Origin of the sequence: Campylobacter sp. IFREMER_LSEM_CL2256 (assembly GCF_025771645.1) — a bacterium.
GTDB lineage: Bacteria > Campylobacterota > Campylobacteria > Campylobacterales > Campylobacteraceae > Campylobacter_D.
In genome coordinates, this window is the sequence record NZ_JAKMQQ010000004.1 from 98,485 (window position 1) to 121,290 (window position 22,806).

General features: G+C 30.4%; 20 protein-coding genes. All 20 read right to left on the reverse strand.

Translation table 11 applies throughout. The annotated features are described in order from the left end of the window. Positions 1-5: 5 nt before the first annotated feature. The 20 genes from nuoH to L8U00_RS03215 all read right to left on the reverse strand — a co-directional run bounded on the left by nuoH (position 6) and on the right by L8U00_RS03215 (position 22,806). Positions 6-1,004 carry an NADH-quinone oxidoreductase subunit NuoH gene (gene nuoH, locus L8U00_RS03120; protein WP_039619340.1) on the reverse strand — a complete coding sequence of 333 codons (999 nt, stop codon included), beginning with the start codon at positions 1,002-1,004 and terminating at the stop codon, positions 6-8. Next, positions 1,001-3,454, reverse strand: coding sequence for an NADH-quinone oxidoreductase subunit G (locus L8U00_RS03125; protein ID WP_230107727.1), 2,454 nt, complete (start codon positions 3,452-3,454; stop codon positions 1,001-1,003). Before L8U00_RS03125 ends, nuoH begins: the two co-directional genes overlap by 4 nt. Next, complete coding sequence (locus tag L8U00_RS03130; protein ID WP_070255409.1) at positions 3,451-4,167, reverse strand: hypothetical protein; 717 nt, start codon at positions 4,165-4,167, stop codon at positions 3,451-3,453. Before L8U00_RS03130 ends, L8U00_RS03125 begins: the two co-directional genes overlap by 4 nt. Then, entirely contained in the window at positions 4,164-4,391 is a 228-nt protein-coding gene (locus tag L8U00_RS03135) for an NADH-ubiquinone oxidoreductase subunit E family protein (RefSeq protein WP_039642382.1), read from the reverse strand. The genes L8U00_RS03130 and L8U00_RS03135 overlap by 4 nt, the downstream gene beginning before the upstream one ends. After that, positions 4,388-5,614: an NADH dehydrogenase (quinone) subunit D gene (gene nuoD, locus L8U00_RS03140; RefSeq protein ID WP_039619347.1), complete on the reverse strand. Its 1,227-nt coding sequence runs from the start codon at positions 5,612-5,614 to the stop codon at positions 4,388-4,390. The genes L8U00_RS03135 and nuoD overlap by 4 nt, the downstream gene beginning before the upstream one ends. Position 5,615: 1 nt before the next feature. Beyond that, positions 5,616-6,407, reverse strand: a complete 792-nt coding sequence (locus L8U00_RS03145; RefSeq protein ID WP_070255416.1) for an NADH-quinone oxidoreductase subunit C — start codon at positions 6,405-6,407, stop codon at positions 5,616-5,618. Then, positions 6,407-6,904 (reverse strand): NuoB/complex I 20 kDa subunit family protein, encoded by a 498-nt coding sequence (locus tag L8U00_RS03150; RefSeq protein WP_039619352.1) that lies wholly within the window; start codon positions 6,902-6,904, stop codon positions 6,407-6,409. The genes L8U00_RS03145 and L8U00_RS03150 overlap by 1 nt, the downstream gene beginning before the upstream one ends. After that, the gene (locus L8U00_RS03155; RefSeq protein WP_263679533.1) at positions 6,883-7,302 is read right to left on the reverse strand and encodes an NAD(P)H-quinone oxidoreductase subunit 3; all 420 of its coding nucleotides are present in this window, start codon (positions 7,300-7,302) and stop codon (positions 6,883-6,885) included. The genes L8U00_RS03150 and L8U00_RS03155 overlap by 22 nt, the downstream gene beginning before the upstream one ends. A 119-nt stretch (positions 7,303-7,421) precedes the next feature. Next, positions 7,422-8,090, reverse strand: coding sequence for an ATP-binding cassette domain-containing protein (locus L8U00_RS03160; RefSeq protein WP_070255459.1), 669 nt, complete (start codon positions 8,088-8,090; stop codon positions 7,422-7,424). Continuing rightward, positions 8,074-8,847: an ATP-binding cassette domain-containing protein gene (locus L8U00_RS03165; RefSeq protein ID WP_070255422.1), complete on the reverse strand. Its 774-nt coding sequence runs from the start codon at positions 8,845-8,847 to the stop codon at positions 8,074-8,076. The genes L8U00_RS03160 and L8U00_RS03165 overlap by 17 nt, the downstream gene beginning before the upstream one ends. Further along, positions 8,844-9,620, reverse strand: a complete 777-nt coding sequence (locus tag L8U00_RS03170; RefSeq protein ID WP_070255426.1) for an ABC transporter permease — start codon at positions 9,618-9,620, stop codon at positions 8,844-8,846. Before L8U00_RS03170 ends, L8U00_RS03165 begins: the two co-directional genes overlap by 4 nt. Further along, a complete protein-coding gene (locus tag L8U00_RS03175) occupies positions 9,613-10,551 on the reverse strand; it encodes an ABC transporter permease (RefSeq protein ID WP_318529511.1) in 939 nt (312 codons plus the stop codon). The genes L8U00_RS03170 and L8U00_RS03175 overlap by 8 nt, the downstream gene beginning before the upstream one ends. A gap of 11 nt (positions 10,552-10,562) precedes the next feature. Next, positions 10,563-12,098 carry an ABC transporter substrate-binding protein gene (locus L8U00_RS03180; protein WP_263708474.1) on the reverse strand — a complete coding sequence of 512 codons (1,536 nt, stop codon included), beginning with the start codon at positions 12,096-12,098 and terminating at the stop codon, positions 10,563-10,565. 43 nt (positions 12,099-12,141) lie between these two features. Beyond that, positions 12,142-14,085 carry a BCCT family transporter gene (locus L8U00_RS03185; RefSeq protein WP_230107724.1) on the reverse strand — a complete coding sequence of 648 codons (1,944 nt, stop codon included), beginning with the start codon at positions 14,083-14,085 and terminating at the stop codon, positions 12,142-12,144. A 198-nt stretch (positions 14,086-14,283) separates the two neighbouring features. Beyond that, complete coding sequence (locus L8U00_RS03190) at positions 14,284-14,934, reverse strand: LutC/YkgG family protein (RefSeq protein WP_230107723.1); 651 nt, start codon at positions 14,932-14,934, stop codon at positions 14,284-14,286. Continuing rightward, positions 14,927-16,342, reverse strand: a complete 1,416-nt coding sequence (locus tag L8U00_RS03195) for a LutB/LldF family L-lactate oxidation iron-sulfur protein (RefSeq protein ID WP_173786794.1) — start codon at positions 16,340-16,342, stop codon at positions 14,927-14,929. The genes L8U00_RS03190 and L8U00_RS03195 overlap by 8 nt, the downstream gene beginning before the upstream one ends. Then, on the reverse strand, positions 16,339-17,079 hold the full coding sequence (locus tag L8U00_RS03200; protein WP_115614003.1) for a (Fe-S)-binding protein: 741 nt from the start codon (positions 17,077-17,079) through the stop codon (positions 16,339-16,341). The genes L8U00_RS03195 and L8U00_RS03200 overlap by 4 nt, the downstream gene beginning before the upstream one ends. A gap of 6 nt (positions 17,080-17,085) precedes the next feature. Beyond that, positions 17,086-18,741, reverse strand: coding sequence for an L-lactate permease (locus L8U00_RS03205; RefSeq protein ID WP_012662153.1), 1,656 nt, complete (start codon positions 18,739-18,741; stop codon positions 17,086-17,088). A 276-nt stretch (positions 18,742-19,017) separates the two neighbouring features. After that, positions 19,018-20,985 (reverse strand): pentapeptide repeat-containing protein, encoded by a 1,968-nt coding sequence (locus L8U00_RS03210; protein ID WP_263708475.1) that lies wholly within the window; start codon positions 20,983-20,985, stop codon positions 19,018-19,020. A gap of 60 nt (positions 20,986-21,045) precedes the next feature. Next, positions 21,046-22,806: an AAA family ATPase gene (locus L8U00_RS03215; protein ID WP_254450113.1), complete on the reverse strand. Its 1,761-nt coding sequence runs from the start codon at positions 22,804-22,806 to the stop codon at positions 21,046-21,048.

Below are 22,806 nucleotides of genomic sequence, written 5' to 3' on the forward strand. Positions count from 1 at the left end.
TTTTCCTATATCACAAGTACTAAAGCACTAATTAATAAATTTAAAACCGCTAAAGGAATTAAAATCAAATAACACATTCTCATTACTTGATCAGGACGCAGTTGCGGAAAAGCCCCTCTAGCCCAAAAATACCAAAAGAACACAAAAGACACTTTCAAAAGCATCATAATAGCCCCTGGTATAATCCAAAAATCATTAAATCCACCCAAAAATAAAAGCGATATCATAATCGCTCCTGTTATCATGGCTGTATATTCTCCGATAAAAAACATACCCCATCTAAGCCCACTATATTCAGTGCCATAACCTGAAACAAGTTCAGTTTCGTTTTCGCTTAAACAAAGTGGAGTTCTATTGGTTTCTATAAAAATGGCTATTACAAATAAAATAAAAGCTAAAGGTTGTTTAAAAATAAGCCAAGAAAGTATGCCTTCACTTTGATAATTATTAATATCTACTAAAGACAAAGATCCAACAAGCATTACAACACACACCAAAGAAAGTCCTGCAACACTCTCATAAGAAATGATAGAAACAAGCCCTCTTGCCCCGCCTAGCAATGACCATTTATTATTACTAGCCAAACCTCCTAAAAAAATCGCATAAAAACTAACCCCGCCCATACCTATGACAAATAACAAGGCCACATTAATATCAGCGATAATAGGACGAATCACTCTACCAAATAAAGTAAACTCAGGAAAAATAGGTATAGCCGCAATTGCCACAAAAGCACAAATTGCTGCAATCAATGGAGCGATTAAAAACACCACTTTTTGAGCATAAGTTGGAACAATATCTTCTTTAGTAAAAAGCTTAATCATATCAGCAACTACTTGAAGCAATCCAAAAGGACCTACCATATCAGGCCCTAAACGACGATGAAATAAAGCCAAAGCCTTTCTTTCAAGATAAGTTGCCAAGCCTGCTAAAGTTGCAAAAATAGCTATAACAAGCACGCATTTGATAATTGTTTCTATAATAAAAAAAGTAATATCACTCATATTTTAGCTCCTACTTTTTCAAGCCAAACTTTTGCATATCGAGTATTATTAAATAAAGATTTATAATCAATCTTACTATCATAATCCCCCAAATACGCGCCATTTTCTAAAGATTCATCACATTTTACACTTATAGCAATTTGAGTTTTTTCATTTTTTAAAATAACACTATCATCTTGGTTTAAATCAAATTTTTGCATTAAATCAGACGATAAAAATAAAGCTCCAACCTCATTAAAAGCTCTATTGCTAAGCTTTGAAAACTGGTGAATACAATTTGCATGATATAAGGTTAAATTTCCTTCATTTTGCTCTTTAATTTCTTGAACGCTTAATGTTTTTTCAAACTCAAAATGAGAAAAATCAAGCTCATAGCCTCTATGATTTGCCTCACCATTATCATAATGATTTTCCAACTCATCAAAATCAATTGCCATAAAGCCTTTATTTTGTGGTAAAAATTTAGTATAGTTGATTGTAAATTCCTCATCAAAACCTAAAGCATTTGCTAAATCATTTAAAAAATAACCTTTAAATTCTAAAGCTGCATTTGTAGGAACTAATCTTTTGTCATAATTTACAAAGCTACCTTCTTGTTGATTTAAACTAGAACTTGCAAGATCAAAATGCCCATCATAAGAAAAAGTAAAATCGCCTTTTTCGTTATAACCTAGTGTTTTTCCCGCTTGAAAATCTTGACTTAAATCACAAATTAAACTCACGCCTAAAGTATTGGTACAAGTTGGATTTAAAAAGACTTTAAAATCAGTATATTTTTGCACCAAAGCACAAAGTTTTGCTAGCTTTACACTTTGCTCGTCATAGTAAAAATCACTTCCTATAACAAGTGTAAATTTTTGCTTTTTTGCGAGCAAAGTTTCTAAAATATCCTCATCTATGCCAAGATTTTTCGCATAATTTGATCTTTGCACCTCTATGCTTTTTTTAATTTTTTTAGGCACAAGCTTTTTAACTTCTTCTATAATAGTTTCACCATTTTCATTTTGCTTTTCTATCTTTTCAATAACTTCTTCATTAATAGTTTCTTCTATTTCTTTAGTGCCTTGATGATACGCATTTTCTAATGTATTTTTAAAATCTTGTGGAAACTCTTTAGCAAATTTTTGCAAGATAAACAATAAAATATTTTCATTATCTTTAATATCATGATTAATCTGCAAGAAATTTTTAGAATATTTATCCACACCTTTATCTTTTATAGGATGAAAATATAGTCCCGCACCTTTATTCATCACTAAAGCGTTATTAACTTTATATCCTAGCGTTGGCGCATCATAGCGTAAAAATGAACCTACGATGATTAAAAAATCACTTTGAGTAATATCATCTGTATTTGCATTATACATTGCATTTGCATTTTGATAAAAACAAGCTAGGAAATCTTGGAATTTTTTAGCTTCATGGTTTATAAGGTTAAGATTAAATTTTTTACTTAAATTTTGCAAGATTAAAGCTTCCTCATTAGTAATAAAACTATTAAATAAAATATTTTTTATTTCATCATTTTTTATCATATTTACTAGTTTTTCAAAAGCTTTTTCATCTTTACCTTGAACTTCATTTTGGGTATTAAAACCATATCTTGCAGCTTTATTTAGCGTAGCAAAAGCAAAATCATTACTCACTCTATAAATTTTTTCTTTTTGATTATTAATACTAGTTTGTTTAATATCATAATACATCAACTCACAATCACTAGAATGTGGATTACTAGCTGGAATTTTCTTTAATTCCCAAGCATTAGATGTATATTGAAAAGCCGAACCCACCAAAGCTCCCGTTGGACATACACTTGTACATTCTCCACAAAAAGAACAATCAAGCATATCGCCACTACTTGGCGCAATTAAACTCTTTTGAAATTTAGTCCAAATCGCTAACGCGTCTTTACTCATACTTTCTTTAAAGCTTGCATCAGGTGCATTTGCCCCTCTTGGAGTAGTTTTTAAAGCACTTTCACCTATCTTATCTTTACAAACTGTAATACATCTTTCACACACTATACATAAAGCTGGATCATAATTAATCTCGCCCCATTTTTTATGCTCTTTATGGGTATCTTTAATCCAATAATTTTGCACATTTACTCTTGCTTTGTGTGTAAAGTTTTGAAGCTCACATTCGCCAGATTTATCACATACCCCACATTGTAAAGGGTGGTTGATACAATATGCTTGCATGATAGCATTACGCTCATCCCATAAATTTGGCAAATCACTCTCTACTACCATACCTTCTTTAACTTTAGTATTACAAGAATAAACCTTTTTACCATCAGCTTCTACCATACACATACGACATGCAAGTGTTGGAGAACAACCATTTAAATAACAAATTGCGGGAATGAAAATATCATTTTTTCTTGCGACATTTAAGATATACTCACCCTCATTTGCCTCACATTCTATACCATTAATGATAACTTTCATTTTATAACCTTAACTTGAGCTTTTGAAAAAGCAAAACCAGCGCTTTCATAATCAAACAAAGCCACCGTGCCTTTTAAATCATGATTGATTTTTACTATAGTTGTAAATTCTTGAGTGTTTATTTTTAAATTAATTTTATCCTCATCCTTAACCTTGGCAATCAAAGCAAAAGATGAAGAACAATGCAAATTTTTATCCCTTAAAGGTGCTTGCATGATGATAGTTCCATCAAAATTATCAAGTTCTAAAAGTTCACTAAAAGAATTTTGTATTAACAAATTTTCTTCATTTTCATTAGAGCAAATCAGCAAAAGATTAAATTTATGACAAAGTTTTTCTAAAAAATACTTAATATTTTCAAAGTCTTTATGTTGGTATAAATTTTCATCAAAAATAATACACTTTGCTTCTTTTAAAAATTCCAAAATCTCTAAAGCCTCTTCTTCACCAAAGCAAGATTCAGCACTTAAATAACCCTCATCAAGCTCGTTAAATTCAGTATCCAAACTCATCTTACAAAGTAATGCAAGCACGAAAGGCACACTTGCAATCTCACATTTATAAAAGCTTGCTTTTAAATTTTTATCTTCTAAACAGGAAATATTGTAATTTTTACTTTTGTTAAGCTTAGCACAAAGTGAAGGATTTTTTAAAGAAAGCAAATCCACAAAACACAAAGCATTTAAGCCTTCTTGATATTTTGCTAATTTCATTGTCCTACCTTTTTAAAAACTATAGTCCAATCTACTTGATTAAATTTTAAAGAATTTAAAAGTTCACAATTTTGCTCTTTTATGAAAGCAAAACTTTTTTCTACATTAGAAAAATCTCCTATTTCAAACAAAACCACTAAAACTTCACCCATATAAGCATTTTGAATGATTTGTTCTAAATCCTTAAACAAATCTTGACTTTTTCTTAAATCCACGCGTCTCATCGGTCTATCTCACCTAAAACTATATTAATACTCCCTAAAATCGCCACCGCATCAGCCAAATATGATCCTACAAGCATTTCTTCTAAAAACGCACAGTGAAAAAAACTTGGGGTTCTAGCTCTTAATCTATATGGCCTACCGCTACCATCTGAGTGAATAAAAAACCCAAGTTCGCCTTTTGGACTTTCAGTTGGCACATACACCTCTCCTTTTGGTGGTTTTAAGCCTTGGGTTACTAGGACAAAATGTTGCATAAGCGAATAATTTTGTGTCATGATTTGCTCTTTTGAAGCACTTACATACTCAGGATGATTGCATAAAATTTCAGGCGGAGTATCTTGATAGAGCTTAGCACATTGAACTAAAATTTTTAAACTTTCTCTAAATTCTTGCATATAAACTTTATATCTTGCATAAGAATCACCCATTTTAGCCACAGGCACGCCAAAATCTACCTCATCATAAAGCAAATAAGGCTCTTCTTTTCTAACATCATAAGCAATCCCACTTCCTCTTAGCATAACCCCGCTACAACCCCAACTTAGCGCTTGTTCTTTACTTACCACTCCTACATTTTCAGTTCTTGCGCGCCAAATTCTATTATCATCAAGCAAGGCTTCATAATCTTTTATATCATTTGGAAATTTATTGCAAAATGCTAAAAGTTCATCTAAAAAACCTTCAGGTAAATCAAGCATTACCCCGCCTATTCTCATAGATGAATGTGTAAGTCTTGCCCCACAATATTTTTCTATTAGATCAAGCACATATTCACGCTCTCTAAAGCAGTATAAAAATACTGTCATCGCACCAATATCAAGAGCATGTGTAGCAAGCCATAGCAAATGCGAAGCAATGCGGTTTAACTCAAGCAAAATCATCCTTATCACACTTGCCCTGCGTGGAATTTCTAAACCACAAAGTTTTTCTACAGCAGCTACATAGGCATAATTATTTGCACTAGCTGCGATATAATCCATTCTATCAGTAGTTGGAATAAACTCTTGATAGATCATATTTTCAGCCATTTTTTCCATACCACGATGCATATAGCCTATACAAGGAGCAGCCTTGGTGATTTCTTCTCCATCAAGCTCTAAAATAAGGCGTAAATTTCCATGAGCGCTAGGGTGTTGGGGACCAAGATTTACTATCATAGTACCATCTTCACGCTCAAAGCTTATATTTTCATAATAAGGTTTTAATTTAGTAGAAATTTGCATTTTATCTTCTCTTATCTAAAATTTTTACTTGCGTTCTTTTGGCTTTTTTCACAAAAGGCACGCCACCTTCTTCTTGATATTCTTGTAGATATTTATCTTCTCTTGGGACTTCGCCTTTACCAACCTCATGATAAATTCTGCTAAAGTTTAGCGTGTCTTTTTCATCTACAAAACCTGGATCTCTATTTTCCTCACCTACAACCTCGCGATATTCTTTTCCAAAAATTTTATCTATCTCATACCATTTAGCAAATTCATCACCATGCAAAGGATAGCTTTTTAAAAAAGGATGTCCATACCAATCATCAGGCATTAAAAGTCTTTTTAAATTCGGATGATTGATAATGAAAATTCCAAACATATCATATATTTCTCTCTCACACCAATTAGCACCCTTAAAAACACTCATAACACTTTGAAGTCTTTCTTTTAAACCAACAAAAGTCTTTATTCTCACTCTTAAATTTTTCTCCATATTTAAAAGCTGATAATATACTTCAAAACCTTGTTTTTGAGCAACAAAATCAATCGCACTTGCATCAGTAAAACAACTATAACCTAAATTTTTAAGCTTACTAAGAATAGCAACATTATCATCTTTATTTATTTCAATCACCCAAAAATCAAGCTCTATAAAAGAATTTTTTAACTCAAATTCTTGGCTTAAAATTTGATGATCACTCTCAAAAGCACTACTCTCTGTGCTTAGTTTTTTAGTTGCAGGTGCATGGTAAAATCTATCTTCATAATAATTTTTTAGCTGAGCATTTTTCTTATCGCTATATTTTCTCATCATATAAGCCTTTTTGGAGCTATTTTTCTGCTTGCTTTTTCTTTACGAATTCTTTTTTGCAAAATCATCAAAGCAAATTGAAAAGTTTCAGGGCGTGGGGCACAGCCTGGTACATAAATATCAACAGGAATGATTCTATCTACCCCTTGAACAGTAGAATAAGTATTAAACATACCACCGGTATTTGCGCAAGAACCCATAGAAATAACCCATTTAGGATCAGGCATTTGATCATAAAGTCTTCTTGTAAATTCAGCATGTTTTTTGCTTAAAGTACCCGCTATAATCATTACTTCAGATTGTCTTGGACTTGCTCTAAAAATCGTTCCAAATCTATCAAAATCATATCTTGCACCACCTGCTGCCATCATTTCAATAGCACAACAGGCAAGCCCATAAGATAGTGCCCATAAAGAATTACTCCTACCCCATTGCACTAACTTATCAACCGTAGTTAAAACAACTGGTGCATTGCTCATTTTTTGATACTCTGCCATGCGAATGCTCCTTTTTTATAAGCGTATAAAAAACCTATTGCAAGCAATAAAATAAAAACAAATACTTCCACTAAGGCAAATAAAGATAGGCCGTAATTTGAAAGCTCTGCGGTTAAATCTTTAAAAATCACCGCCCAAGGAAATAAAAATACTACTTCAATATCAAGCAAAATAAAAATCAAAGCAAAAACAAAAAATTGAGAATTAATTTTGTTTGCTTGCTTAGAAGCCATAGGTCCACACTCATAAATCCCAAGTCCGAGTTTTTTTCTATTATGAGAGGCGAGTTTGGATCCTATTTTAGAAGAAATGTACACCAAAGTAAAAAATATAACACTTGCAATAACAAGCATTGCAAAGATGCCAAAGTATTGATGCTCTATAGTTGCGTGCGTCATAATAAACCTTTTATTCAAGCATAATTAAAATTTATTTTACTTTAACTTAGCTATATAAAAACTTATTATCAAAAAAATAATTTTTTAGGTATTTCAAAATGAAACAATTTTTATCTTTATTATAAAAACACTTTTTTATGGCATATATCTTGTAAGATTTTTTCTTGATGAGAAATAAATATATAAGTAATATCATGCATTTTTTGAAAAGTGTGCAAATAGTTTAAAATTTTATAAGCAGTTACTACATCAAGCGCTGCTGTGATTTCATCTAAAATAAGCAATTTTGGCCTTAAAAGCAAAGCTCTAATCAAACCTAATCTTTGGCTTTGACCACCACTTAGCTTAGAGGGTTTTAAATTTAAAATATCTTTTTCAAGCTCAAAAGCATCAAAAAGCTTAAAAAGCTCTTCAAAATCGGGCTTAAGTTTAAAATTTTCATACACATCAAGTAAAAGTCTTTTAGTGCTTTTGTAGGGATTTAAAGCTAGCTTTTGATCTTGGAAAATATATTGAATTTTTTGGCGTAATTTTCTTTGAGTATTAAAATCTAAATTTAATATACTTTCATTTTCAAACAAAACTTCTCCAGTATTCGCGCGTTCAAGCATACAAAGAATTTTAGCTAGAGTGCTTTTACCGCTACCACTTTCCCCACAAAGCAATAAATTCTCATTTTGATTTAAAGAAAAACTCACATCTTTAAAAACAAAAATTTCTTCTTCTTTTAAATACCAGTGTTTTTTAATTTTATAAGACTTGCTTAAATTTTTAACTTCTAAAAACATTTTCATTCTCATAAAGTTCTAGCAATTCTTTTGCAAAAGTTCCTTTTGGATTGCTTAAAAATTCTTTCATAGGCATTTGATAAAGCAAAGTTTTATCTTCTATGATAGCCACCTCATCGCAAAGCTCTTTAGCTAAATTTATATCATGCGTGATGAAAATGAGATTTTTAAATTGTGCTTTTAACTCATTTAAAATAGCGATGATTTTTTCTTCATTAGCCCTATCAAGTGAGCTTGTAATCTCATCACACAATAAATACTTAGCCCCACTAAGCAAAGCTAGAGCTATTTGAATGCGTCTTGCCATACCACCACTTAACTGATATATAAAAGAATGCCACAAAAGATCATGATTTTTAAGCCCTAAGCACTCAAAAAAATAAAAGGCCTTTTCTTTAATCTCTTTTGTGCTTAAATTAGTATGAGTTTTTAAAACTATATTAAAATAACTCCCTATATCAACAAGAGGATAAAAACTCCCATAAACATCTTGAAAAAGTAAATTTACCTTAGCTCTTAAGGCATTTAGTTCTTTTTCTTTTAAATTTAAAATATCTTTTTGATCTATCTGAAATTTTTGTGCATTAAGTTTATAGTGTTTATCAAAAAGCCTAATCATGCTTTTTAAAAGCAAGCTTTTTCCAGCTCCACTTTTGCCCATGATAGACAAAGCTTTGCCATCTTCTAAATTAAGATTGATATCCTTTAGTAAGATTTTATCTTTAAAGCTAAGGTTAAGATTTGAAATTTCTATCATACTTTAATCTCTTCTTGTAAATCATTACCCAAAGCAAGCAAAGGCAAGATAAGCATAAGTATAAAGGCTACTGGAAAAACTATCATCCACCAAAATCCTAAAAACACAGCCTTGCTTGCTTCATTTAGCATATTTCCTAAACTTGGAGTCCAAAGCTCTACACCCAAGCCAAAAAAACTCAAAGTGGCTTCACTTGTAATAGCATGAGCAATATTTAAAACAAAAAGCACAAAAAGCAAATTCCAACAAGCAGGCAAAAGCTCACTAAATAAAGCTTTCATCTTGCTAGAACCTAAAATGATAGCATTTTGATAAAACTCAAGTTTTTGAAATTTATTCAGTTGGGTATCAAGCACTTTTGCCACAAAAGCAAAATGCCCCAAAGCGATGATAAAAATCATACTCCACAAAGATCCCGCCAAAAAGCTTTGAAAAAACATAATCACAAGCAAAGAAGGTAGTGCTAAAAGCATATCAAGCACCCTAGCAAAAAAAGCATAAGCAAAAAATCTTGTTAAAAACACATAAACACAAGCAAAAAGCACACTAAAAAATGCTGCCATTACCCCTACAAACAAAGAAACACGCAAGGCATATAAAATACGCGTAAAAACATCTCTACCAAGCAAATCTGTGCCAAAAATATGACTTAAATTTGGGGCTATTTTAGCCTTGCTTAAATCTACTAAATTTGGATCATAAGAACTTATTAAAGGTGCAAAAAGTGCTAAAATAAAACTTAGCAAAATCATCATCACGCAAAACTTACGCATTAGCAAACCTTGGATTAATCATCTTGCAAATTATTTCTACGATCAAATTTACAAGCACCACTACTAAAATGCTAAAAATCACCACAGCTAGCACCACAGGATAGTCTTTAAACAATATGCTTTTAATCACCAAATTTCCCACACCCTCATAAGAAAACACACTTTCTACTATATAAGTTCCCATTAAAAAACTCACAAAAGAAGCACCAAAATACGCAAGTATAGAACCAAAAGCATCTTTTAACACAAAGTGCAAATAAATTCTTGTTTTGCTAAGCCCTCTTGCAAAAGCACTTTCTATAAAGCTTTGATTTAAACTATCAATCAAACTTGTCCTTATAAAACGCACAAAAACAGCTAAATGTGAAAGCACTAAAGCACACACTGGTAAAAACAAATGCCACAAACGATTAAATATATCATCTTCAAAGCCAATATCAGCAATAGCCGAACTTGGAAAAAGCTTAAAAAATACAGTAAAAACTAAAATAAGCATTAGCGATAAAGAAAAAGTAGGCAATGCAAAAAAACTCATCGTTGAAAAGGTAATAATTTTATCCAAAAAACTATCTTTATAAAGAACGCAAAAAAGTGCCAAAACCAAAGACAACACAAAAAGCACCAAAAAAGCCAAACTTCCTAGTATGATGGTATAGGGAAGTTTTTCTTTTAAAATTTCACTAACCTTTTCTCCGCTGATTAAAGAGTAGGAAAAGTCGCCTTTCATGGCATTAAAAAGCCAATTTTCATACTGCTCTAATAAAGGCTTGTCTAAATTTAAATTATGCTCAATTTCTTCTTTTATTTTAAGGCTAGTTCCTTGAGGCACACTAGCAAAAACCACACTTCCTTTAGCATGATAAATCATCACAAAACATAAAAAACTTGCAAAAATCATCAAAAAAAACGCCCATAAAAGGCGTTTAAAAATGAGTTTTAGCACTAATTTTTGCTCCACTCATAAGCATTCCAAGTAAAACCTACCCCATGATGACCTAAAATATGAGGTTTTATACCTTGGATATTTTTAGCAAAAACTAAAGGATAATCGATATAAGCTATAAATAAAAATGCAGGATCTTTATATAAAGCGTCAATAAATTCTTTATAGTATTTTTTTCTTTCATTTACATCAAGTGAATTTCTAGCTTTTATCAAAGCTTCATCAACTTTAGCATTTTGATAATGACCAAAATTCCATCCACTAGAGTTTAAAGCACTATCTTGAGAGCTTTCAAAAACTCTAAAAGTATGAAAATCAGGATCATAAGGACTACCCCAACCTACCAAAAAGCTGTCAATCTTAGTATAGTCAAAACTTCCACTCGGCTTAGCAACTGCCTTTGCCTTAATACCAAGCTTTAAAAACTCACTTTGTAAGATATTTACCAAAGCTATTCTTAGTGGATCTTCACTCATAGCATACATTTCAAAGCTAAATTCTTTGCCATTTTTTTCTAAAATTCCATTTTTGTTTTTCACAAAGCCTGCTTTTGCTAAAAGCTCATTTGCTTTTTTTACATCATAAGTATAAGTTGCAAATTCTTTAGGATTTGCCCATGATTTTTCCAAAGGATGATTTGCTACTTTTCCAAAAGAATGCAAAAGAGAATCCACAATAGCTTTCTTATCGATAGCATAATTTAGTGCTAAACGCACATTTTGATCTTTTAAAAACTCATGATTAAAATTAAACATCAAAGCACGATAATCAGCCGAAGGCTCTATAAGCATTTTAAAGTTTTTATCATTTGCAAAATTTGAAGCTAGAGCAAAATCGACTAAAGCTGCATCAATAGAACCATTTTTAAGCTCAATAGCGCTAATACTTGGATCTTTAATATGTTTTAGTATGAGTTTTGGTGTTTTTACCTTAGCTAAATGATAATTTTCATTTGCTTCTAAGATCATGTATTGACCTTTTTTCCATTGTTTTAGCTTATATGGTCCTGTTCCTATAGGCATTTGATTAAATTTAGTAGTATTTAAATTTTCTTTTTCAAGTAAATGTTTTGGTAAAATTCCCACACTCAAAGCGTCTAAAAATGCAGGAAAAGGCTTTGAAAGTGTGATGGACAAATGATAATCATCAATGATTTTTACTTCTTTAACTGCGTCAAAATTTACCTTTGAGGGTGAATTTAACTTCTCATCTTTTAAAGCATTTATACTAAATTCCACATCTTTGGCACTAAATTTAGTCCCATCATGCCACAATATATCATCTCTTAAAGTAAATTCATAAACAAGCCCATCTTTACTAACTTTCCAAGATCTAGCAAGATCAGGCGCTAAGCTCATATTTTCATCAAAGCGTGTAAGTCCTGAAAACACAAGAGCAATTGCCACATCATGATCTTCACTAAAAAGCGGATTTATACGCTCTGGCTCATTTTCCACTGCTATAACGATCGTATCTTTTGGCGTAATAGCAAAAAGATTTAAAGCACAAAAAAACATTAAAAAAAATCTCAACATAAAAGGCCTTTCTTATAAGAATAAAGTGTAATTATAACGCTTTTTAATCATAAGCTTTGGTAAAAATTTCATTTTTATCATCAAATAAAAGTTGCAAATACCTCTCATATTGCTTTAGTATATCTACGATGATTTCTTGCTCGTTTAAATACTCTATATTATAACCATTACGCGAATCAGCAAAGAAAGTTTGTGGCTCAAAGATAAATTCTTTAGAATAAGTTGGCATAAATTTATCATCGATTATGCTTTGGCTTGCTTGTTTTTTTACCACTTGCACTCCATAGATAAAATCTTTTGCAAATTCTTTTTTTATAATCAAACTTATACTTGATTTTTCTTGAACGATCTGTGTTTTCAAGCCGTAGTTTTTTAGACTTTGGCTGAGTGATTCCATAGCATTTTTAACTTTGGTATTTAAGAAATTTTGTATGTCTTGTTCTTTGCTTTGTTTTAAAATTCTAGCAAGTCTTTCTTGCCAAAATTCTCCTGTAAAATACACACTGCTTTGACTAAGCTTAGTTAAAGAGTAATTCACATCTACAATTAAGCCTTTAAGCAATGAAAAACACATCAAACAAAGCAAAAATGCAAAAGGTAAAGCCACTATCATAGTGATACTTAAAATCGCCCCCAAGCCGCCTGAATACAGCAAAGAAGTAGCTAAAAGCGCAAGCACAAAACCCCAAAGGATATTTTGCCATTTGTATGGCTCATGAGCGCCACCACTACTTAAAGAATTTAACACAAATATCCCACTATCTGCTGAAGTGATGAAAAACAAAGCTAAAACTAAAAGCGCAAGCAAAGAACTAAAATAAGAAAAAGAAAAATTTTGTAAAAAATAAAAAAGCAAACTTTCAGGTGCTGAAGTAAAAGGACTTAAAATATCATTGAAATTTAAAGCACTATTGCCAAAAATGCTAAACCAAAGTATATTAAAACTAGTAGGCACTACAAGCACGCCAAAAATAAATTCCCTTATCGTTCTACCACGAGAAATCTTAGCAATGAAAAAGCCCACAAAAGGCGCCCAACTAAGCCACCAAGCCCAATAATAAATAGTCCAATTATTAAACCATTCTATATGTTCTTTTTCATAATAATAAGTCTTAAAGCTCAAAGAAATTAAATTTTGCAAATAATTTCCAATATTAGAGCTAAATTGTGAAAGAATTTGGATGGTATTTGTTGAAAAAAGCACAAAAAGCATTAAACACACTGCAAAAACTAAATTTGCTTCACTTAAAATTTTTAAACCCTTTGTTAAGCCACTAATCGATGAGAGTGTGGCTAAAGAAATAATGATGATTATAATCACGCTTTGTTCTAAAAAGCTTTGTCCGTTTAAAATACCCAAATTTGAAAAGTCCGCATTTAGTTGAGATGCACTATAACCAAGTGTAGTGCTAATGCCAAAAACCGTGACAATTAAAGCAAGCATATCAACTAAATTTCCCCAAAAACCATAAATTTTATCTTTAAGTAAAGGGTAAAAAGCACTACGCAAACTAAGAGGCATTTTATATCTAAAACCAAAATACGCCATAGCCAAAGCACACACCCCATAAATAGCCCATGGGTGAATTCCCCAGTGAAAGATAGTATGTAGCATAGCTTCTTCATCGCTTGTTTGCAAGGCTTTTTTATGTATGAGAGGTTCAGCCACACCAAAATACATAAGCCCCACACCCATACCCGTAGCAAAAAGCATAGCAAGCCAAGAAGTAAATTTAAAATGAGGTTTTTCATCGTCATCACCGAGTTTAATATCGCCAAATTTTGAAAGTGCAAGTGCGAGCATAAAACACACAAAAAAGCTCACACTTAATATATAAAACCATGAAAAATTTGCAAAAATTCCACTTTTTATATGATTGATAAAATCATTTGTAAGTTTAGGCAAGAAAATACAACTAAGGCTTAAAACAACTATAATACTAATACTTGGTAAAAATACTGCCTTTTTAAAACTTGTTTTTAACATGATTTTCCTTTTTATAGTTTTAAAATTTAAGTTAATACCTTTTTTACTATGTCAAAAAATATCTTAAATATAACTAAAATCAATAAAATAGCAAAGGTTGATAAAAATATAATTTAATTAATGTTTTAAAAACCAAGAAGTTAATTTTTGATTTGAAGGTGATTTTAGAATTTACACTAAGTGCAAATTCTAAATAAATCAATAAAGTATAATATGAACCTTTTGAGATCCATGAACTCCAAAAACAGTGATAAGTTCAATATCTGCAGTTCTTGATGGCCCTGCTATAAACAAAATATTGCTAGGTAAAATTTCATTTTCTTCTTTTACTAAATTCAATGCTTGGCTAATGCTTTTTACAATATTTTCTTTTTTTAATAAGACAATACAAAGCATAGGAGCCAAAGAAAGCATTCTTGGTTGAGTTTTATCAGACAAAACTAAAGCAACGCCATGTGAGCTTACTCCAACTCTTGCTTGGATGATAGAAAAATCACTATGAAAAACTTCTTTTCGTATTTTTTCAATCTCTTGATTAAAACAAGTCTTTTTTTCGGCTTCAATTTTATTTATATCTAAATTTAAATTATCAGGATAAATAAGACTTTTATAGCCATAACTTTTAACAATTTGATTGATTTTTTCTTCTAATTTTCCTAACGAGCTTTCTTCTACTATGTATTTATTTGCACTCATTTTTTCTTTTAACTCACTATACATATCATCACTTGTTTTGATATGCTCTATAGGATCCATAGTCGGAATTTTTTCAAAAGATAAATGTGTATTTTTAATCTTATCCAAAATAGCTTTTTTGCTTTGTGAAGAAATTTCATTTATTCTACTCACACTTTACTCCTTGCATATTTTCAAGTTCTTTATAAAGATCAAGTTTTATTTGTGGAAATTCCTTATAAGCACTCCATTTTTTAACTACTGGTAAAGAATTTTTTCCTTTTTGCAAAAGCCAATTAAAATTATGTAAATTTGCTAAAGTATTTTTCCAAATAATAGGACTTGTAGCTACTTTTTCAAAAATCTTAAATGCCATAGCTTCAGCAGTATTTGGAGTGATATTATCAAAACTTCCTTGACCTACTTTTGCTGCTCTTAATTTGCGTATTAAATCCGCAAGAGGAATTCTTACCGGACAAACTTCAGAACATCTTCCACAAAGCGAGCAAAAAGTAAGAATATCACCATTTTCTTGCATACCAAAAAGATTAGGACTTATGACTTCTCCAATCGGCCCTGGATATACACTTTGATAAGTATGGCCGCCTATTTTATCATACACAGGACAAAAATTCATACAAGCCCCACATCTTATACAACGCAAAGCTTCATAATAATCTTCATCATTTAGCATTTTGCTTCTATTATGATCAAAAAGAATAATATGCACTTCTTTTGGGCCATCTAAATCTCCATTTTTTCTAGGTCCTGTAATGATATTGTTATAAGTTGGTATAAATTGACCCGTAGCTGATGGAGTAAGTAAAGACACCATAGTGGCAGCATCTTCAAAGCTTTCCATAACTTTTTCTATACCACAAAGTGCTACATGTATATCACTTGCTGTGGTGCACATCCTACCATTTCCCTCATTTTCTATAAGCCAAAAAGCGCCTTCTTTAGACATAGCAAAATTTACTCCGCTAAGTCCCATTTTAAGCCCTTCAAATTCATCTCTTAAATGCTTTCTTGCAATAGAATTTAGCTTTTCTGGCTCACTTTCTAAATTAGAGCCTAATTTTTCTTGAAAAATTTTACCAATTTCATAGCGGTTCTTATGTACCGCTGGAACTACAATATGCACGGGAGTTTCATCATTTAACTGCAATATAAGTTCGCCTAAATCTGTTTCTATGGCTTTTAAGCCTTTGGATTCTAGGTAGTGGTTTAAACCTATTTCCTCACTAGCCATAGATTTGCCTTTTAGAATTTTACCGATGTTTTTTTCTACCATTAATTCATATATAATCTCACAGGCATCCTCATCAGAACTCGCCCAATGGACATTTATGCCATTTTTAGTGGCATTTTGTTCAAATTCTAAAAGCCTATCGTGTAAAGTTGATAAAGCATTGTTTTTAGCTTGCTTAGCTTTAGATCTTAGTCCTTGCCAATCATTAAATTTCTCATCTATAACTTTTAAACGATTTTTTTGCAAAGTATGCATGGCAGATCTTAAATTCTCTCGCATTTGCTTATCATGAATTTTCACATCCACAATTTGTTCATGTGTCATTTTCATATCGCAACTCCTTCAAGACGCTTGTTTAAAAAATCATACAAATGAATTCCTTTTATATCAAGCCCCATTTTACTCATCGTGCCTGCAATATTCATCAAACACCCACCATCAGAACTTAATACATATTTTACGCCTGTATTTTGGATATCTTTGATTTTTTCTTGTGCCATAGAGTTTGAAATTTGAGGCTCTTTCACAGAAAAAGTTCCTCCAAAACCACAGCATTCTTCTTCAAATTCTAGAGGAATTAATTCCACATTTTTGAGTTTTTTTAGCAGATTTTTGCTCGCTTGTATGCTTTTTTGAATTCTTAATGCATGGCAGTTAGAGTGCCAAGTGACTTTTATAGGTTCGCCTTTGTCTTCATAATCAACCTTTAAAACCTCATCTAAATACTGGCTAAGATCAATCACTCTAGAGCTAAATTCCTTTACCAAGTTAAAATGCTCATCATCTTTAAAAAGCTCTAAATAATCATGACTCATCATCCCCGCACAAGAACCGCTTGGCACTACTATAGGATAATCTTGAGTAAAAAGTTTTATATTATGCAAAGCTATATTTTTACTTTCTTTAAAATACCCTGAATTAAATGAGGGTTGAGAGCAGCAAGTTTGCTGCTTTTTAAATATAACCTCAACTCCCTCTCTTCTTAAAAGTCTAACCGCATTTAAAACACTTTCTTGCATTATCGCACTACCCAAACAAGTAGCAAATAAATACACTTTTTTCATCATCAATCCTTATTTTAAAAGCACTGCTTCAGGGATGATCCCGTGGAAGAAAAATGCTATAACAAAAGTCCAAATTCCTATTAGAATTATAAAACCTATTGAGTATTTTAAAGTAAATCTAAACAATTCAGATTCTTTTCCTACAAGTCCAACTGCTGCACAAGCTACCGCTATACTTTGAGGAGATATCATTTTACCCACAACTCCACCAACAGAATTTGCTGCTAAAAATAAAGTTTCTGAAATTCCTAACTTTTGAGCACTAACTTGCTGTAATGTCCCAAAAAGCAAATTTGAACTAGTATCAGAACCTGTTAAAAACACACCTATCCATCCTATGATGGGAGAAAAAAATGCATAAGCATCGCCTGTATTTGAAAAAGCAAGTCCTAAAGTAGTACTCATACCGCTATTTTTAGCTATAAAGGCAAAAGCAACTACTAAGCCTATAGTTAAGCATGGAGTGGCCATTTCTTTTAAAGTTTCCCAAAAACACTCGGTAGCTTCGTTGATTTTTATTTTCAACACAACAATGCTCATTAAAGCAGCCACTAAAATAGCAGTTCCTGCTTGTGCTACTAAATCTATAGTATGTGATGGAATCATTGTTTTTGTGATTTGTGGATTAACTATATCAGGACTTATGATAGCTCCTAAGGCTTCATTAAATTTCAAAGTAAATTGCATAAAATTTAATATTCCATCTTTAGCAAATAAAGCCTTAAACCAAGGTTGAGTCCATATAATAATGCAAATAATCAAAAGTATAAAAGGAATCCAAGCTAAAAATACTTTTTTAAATTCTAGCTTTTGTGAGTTTTCAAAGTCTTTTACATCATCTAATCTAAAAATATTTTTTGGCTTCCAAAATTTTAAAAATATCGTAGTAACAGACAAAGAAACAACCGCTGAAATAATATCTGGAAGTTCTGCGCCTAAATGATTTGAACTCCAAAATTGTGTAGCAGTAAAAGAAACGGCTGCGACAAAAATAGCAGGAAAGGTTTCTTTAACCCCTTTTAAACCATCCATTAAAAATACTATAAAAAATGGTATAGTCAAGCTAAGAGGCACAAGCATTCTACCCACCATAGCTGAAACACCGTGCTGTTCTATACCTGCTAGATTACTCATCGCTATGATAGGAATTCCAACTGCTCCAAAAGCTACCGGAGCGGTATTGGCTATAAGGCAAAGTCCTGCAGCGTATAATGGTCTAAGCCCAAGTCCTACAAGTAATGCAGCGGTGATAGCCACTGGCCCTCCAAAACCTATAGCACCTTCTAAAAAAGAACCAAAACAAAATCCAATCAAAATCACTTGAATTCTATGATCTGGAGTGATACTCATAACACTTTGTTTTATCACTTCAAACGAGCCTGATTTGATAGAAAGTTTATATAAAAATATGGCCGCGATGATGATCCAAGCTATAGGCCAAATACCATTTGCAAAACCTTGTATAAAGCTAGCACCTAATAAAGAAAACGGCATATCATAAGCAAACAATGCCACAACACTTGATAAAATAAGAGTTAAAAAGCCTGCTTGATAACCTTTGAGTTTGAAAACTACAAGAGAAAGCAAAAAGCACAAAATAGGCAAAAAAGCCACCAAAGCACTTAAAAGTATGTTGTCAAATGGATTATATATTTGTTGCCACATATTTTTCCTTTTGATAAAAATTTCCAATATCTAGCTTAACAAATATTTTTATTTTTGTGTATTTTTGTTAGAAAAAATTAACTATATGGGTATAAGAGTAACATTTCGTATAAAAATTCTCTTTTAATAAAAACAAAAATTTACACTTTACAAATAAAATATAAAGTATTGTTTATATTTGAAACAAAATATAAATATAATAAAAATATTTATATCAAAAGTATTTTTAAATCAAATTTTTCATCACACTTTAAAGCTAAAAGCATGATTTTGCTTTCAACTTGGCACTATGGAGTTTTTGCGTGCGGTTTTTTGGAGTGAAAAAAGAATTAAAATCAACAAGATAGTATATGCAAATGTTATATATACAAATATAGGATTTGTAAAATTTTGTTCATCATTAAATATCTTTCCGATAAAAGGATTTAAGATAGATATACTAATCCCCAATACTATAATCACGATAATGTAGCTAACAACTACAAACATTAATCTTAGCGCTAATGATTTTAAATACACCAACCATAAATAAAAAATGATAAATACAAAAAATATACCTATATTTGAAAGGACTGCAAGACTGTCTTGACTCTTTGGTATATAAATATTTAAATAAATCAAAACAATCAATAAACCTAAAAAATATGCAACTAAATTTAATACACAAAATATTATTTCTTTAATACAAATTTCATTCTTAATTACCTCATAAATCTTTTTGATATTTTTCAAAATATCCCAGAAAATCATCAAAAATCCAATTGCAATTAATCCATAATAAAATATTAGAATACACGAAGGATATTCTTGAACAAACGATGATTGGATAATGGAATTTTTTATATCTTTGAAAGCATTTGTCAAACTACTATTGTTATCTAATAGATTATCAGAATATTGATATGATTTAAGATTGTCTTCATATCCTCCCATAAAAAGAAATACACTATACAAAGCAACTAATAATACAATATTATTAAAAACTTTTAAGAAATCGGTATGATGATCACTTAATTTTCTATAAAAACCCAAAAGCAAAGAATCTATAAAATATTTTAAATGCAATGAACTTTTTCGTGCTGTTGTCTTTGTTTCTCTATTATTCCAATTTTCTTTCAATTCTATCTCTTTACAATAAAGCTCGTATTTATGAAAATTTGAAGCTTCTAAAAGATTATTATCTTTTATCAAGGCATTTTTAACAACTCTAAAAGAATCTCTAAAGTCATTTGCAATTTTATCTAAAGATTTTTTTTCTTGTTTATTTGTATCTTTATTAAAATTTTCATATTCTTGTTTGATTTGTTTTTTTAGATCATCAAATGTAAAATTTAAAGTTATATTTAAAGCATTAAAATTATCTTTCAAAATTATTTGAGAAAAATTTGGAGCTTTATCAAAAGTTACTCCGTAAAAACAAGCTATTTTTTCAAATTCACACTCGTGAAAATCAGCATAGCTATAAAATTTAGAATTGTTAAAATAGGCATTATCTTCAAAACGAGCGTTTGAAAAATTTAATTTTGCTTTATTATCCTTATCTTGTTCATATCCAAATTCACTGTCCACAAAATAAGATCTATTTTCAAATTTGTTTTTCCACAAATTTATATTTTCTATAGTGCAATTTTTTATAAAAAGATATCCTTCAAATGTGTTTTCTTGTAGATTTAAAGATATGATTTTTGTATTATTTTGCTTATCATGGCATTTTATAAAAACCAAATGGCTTAAAAATCTATTATTGTATATGCATACTCTTCTTTTAAATTTACATTGATTAAAAAATAATATTTTTTCAAAAGTAATATTTTCTAATTTTATTAATGCTTTTTCAAAAGTACAATTATAAAAATATAAATTGGCTTTTACAATACAATCATTCTGTGATTGTTTATTATTTAAACCAACACTACATTTACTAAAAATGATATTACATTGCACATTGTTCTTATTATATAATGAAGATATATCTAATGTTTCTTCGCAAACCATATACCATTCCTCATCATCAGAAAACAACTCATTTTTTTGTCTAAGGATTTCCTTTTTTAGTTTTATTACTCCTGTATCACTTGGTGTGTATATATTATCCTTTTTTATTTTTAGAATCTTAGATAAATCTTCTTTAATTTTATCTTCTTTAATTTTATCTTCATCAACTTCATTCTTACCATTCTGATGTGTTTTTTTACAACATTTCTCTAAAGTATGAAGTATTTTTTCAAGTGTTTCTTTTATCATTTCATCTTCCTATATTTCAGCTTGGTACTATGGAGTTTTTGCGTGTGTTCAATCTATGATTTATTCGAAAAATTCTTTCATTCTTTCAAACCATTCTTTAATTTCATCAAAATTTTGCATATTATTTTCATTGATTTTGTCCCATATTTTTTTATTAGCAAACATTGATTTAATGTCTGTTGTTCCAATTTTCTTATCTTCCGATTGACAATTAAAAACATATTGAGCTATATCCTCATTATCCCAATTTCTTTTAAAATTATCAGAAAAAATCAAATCCTTACCCAATTTATTTTTAAAATATTCTTCAAGTATATCAATAGGATAATAATTTTCAATTTCTCGCTTTTTTGTTCTTATTAAATTTTGCTCTTCAACATCTCTCCTATCCTCGTCTCTATCTAAGAAATAAAGACATTTAACATTACTTTGTTTTAAATAATCCTCCCTTATCCAGTTTTTAACATTTCCTCCACCATGCAATGGAATCAAAGTTATTGTTTTTAAATCAAATATATTTCTTAAACATTCAAATTTATTATTTAAATTATTTAAAAACTTTACATCTGTTTCTCCTTCTACAAATAAAACTCTTTGATATAATAAATACGGCAAAACACCTAAAGTATCAGCAAGAATCTCTGTATTAATTTCATCTCCATGATAAACTATTCGTCTATCTTCATCATCTTTTTGTATAAAAATAATATTTTCCTTATTAACCATTCTTACAATCTCTGGAGTATGTGTTGTAAGCAAGATTTGACGTCCTTGATTTTGTGCTAATTTCTGCAAAGATTCTATAACTATTCTTTGATAGTTTGGATGTTGTGATGTTTCTGGCTCTTCAATTGCATAAATCATATTAGATTGTTGTTTTCTTTCAGCATCCTCTAAAAAGAAACTTAATAAAAACAACCTTTTAACTCCACTACCTCTTTTATTAAATGATATTCCGCTGTCGCTTTTAAACTCATAGCTAAATAATGAACTTAATTCTTTTGAAGTAATATCTGGGACTAAATCTTTCACGATATCTTTATCAAAACTTTTTAACCGCTCAAGTGTCGCATTAGCAAAACTCTTAATATCATCTAAAATATTTTCTTTCATATTATTAAATTGTTGCTCAATTTCAGAGATAGCATTTTGTGTAATAGCTTTTGTTATTTGGGTGATTTCACTATCTTTATCTGTATTTGTTCTATCAGCTTTAAATAATAAAAATTTAGGCATTTTTTCCTTTAATTTGTTATATATACTAACAATATCAGTATCTTTTGTGGATATATCTATTTCCTGTTCCATAAAATTTAAATTTTCTTGCGAAAATAAAAAATTCCTTATTTCTTTTTTGATATTTTGATTAACTTCAGACTCTTCGGAGAGTAATTTTCTTAAATCTTGAATCTTTAATGTAATAAGTGGTTTTTCCCAATTGGTTGGATAGTTGCAAACAAGATAAGTTTTGCTTAACTTTCCTTTTTCCCATGTTTTTTTGATTTGCAATAAATTCTCTTGGTTTAACAAATACTCACTCTCTAAAGATGTCTGCGTTCTTTCACTTTCGCTAGCATCAATATTAATCTGCGTCTGCGGTTCAACCTGAAAGAAACAAGTAATACTAAATTTATTCTCATTTGAATTAATATTGACATCATCTTCTAAAGCCTTATTATTTTCAAAAAATATATCCAATGCATCAAATAATGTCGATTTTCCTACATCATTTTTTCCAATAATTACACTTAAATCCGAAAAATTAAATTCTGTATTTTCATAGCTTCTAAAATTTTCAATTTTACATTTTACTAATTTCAT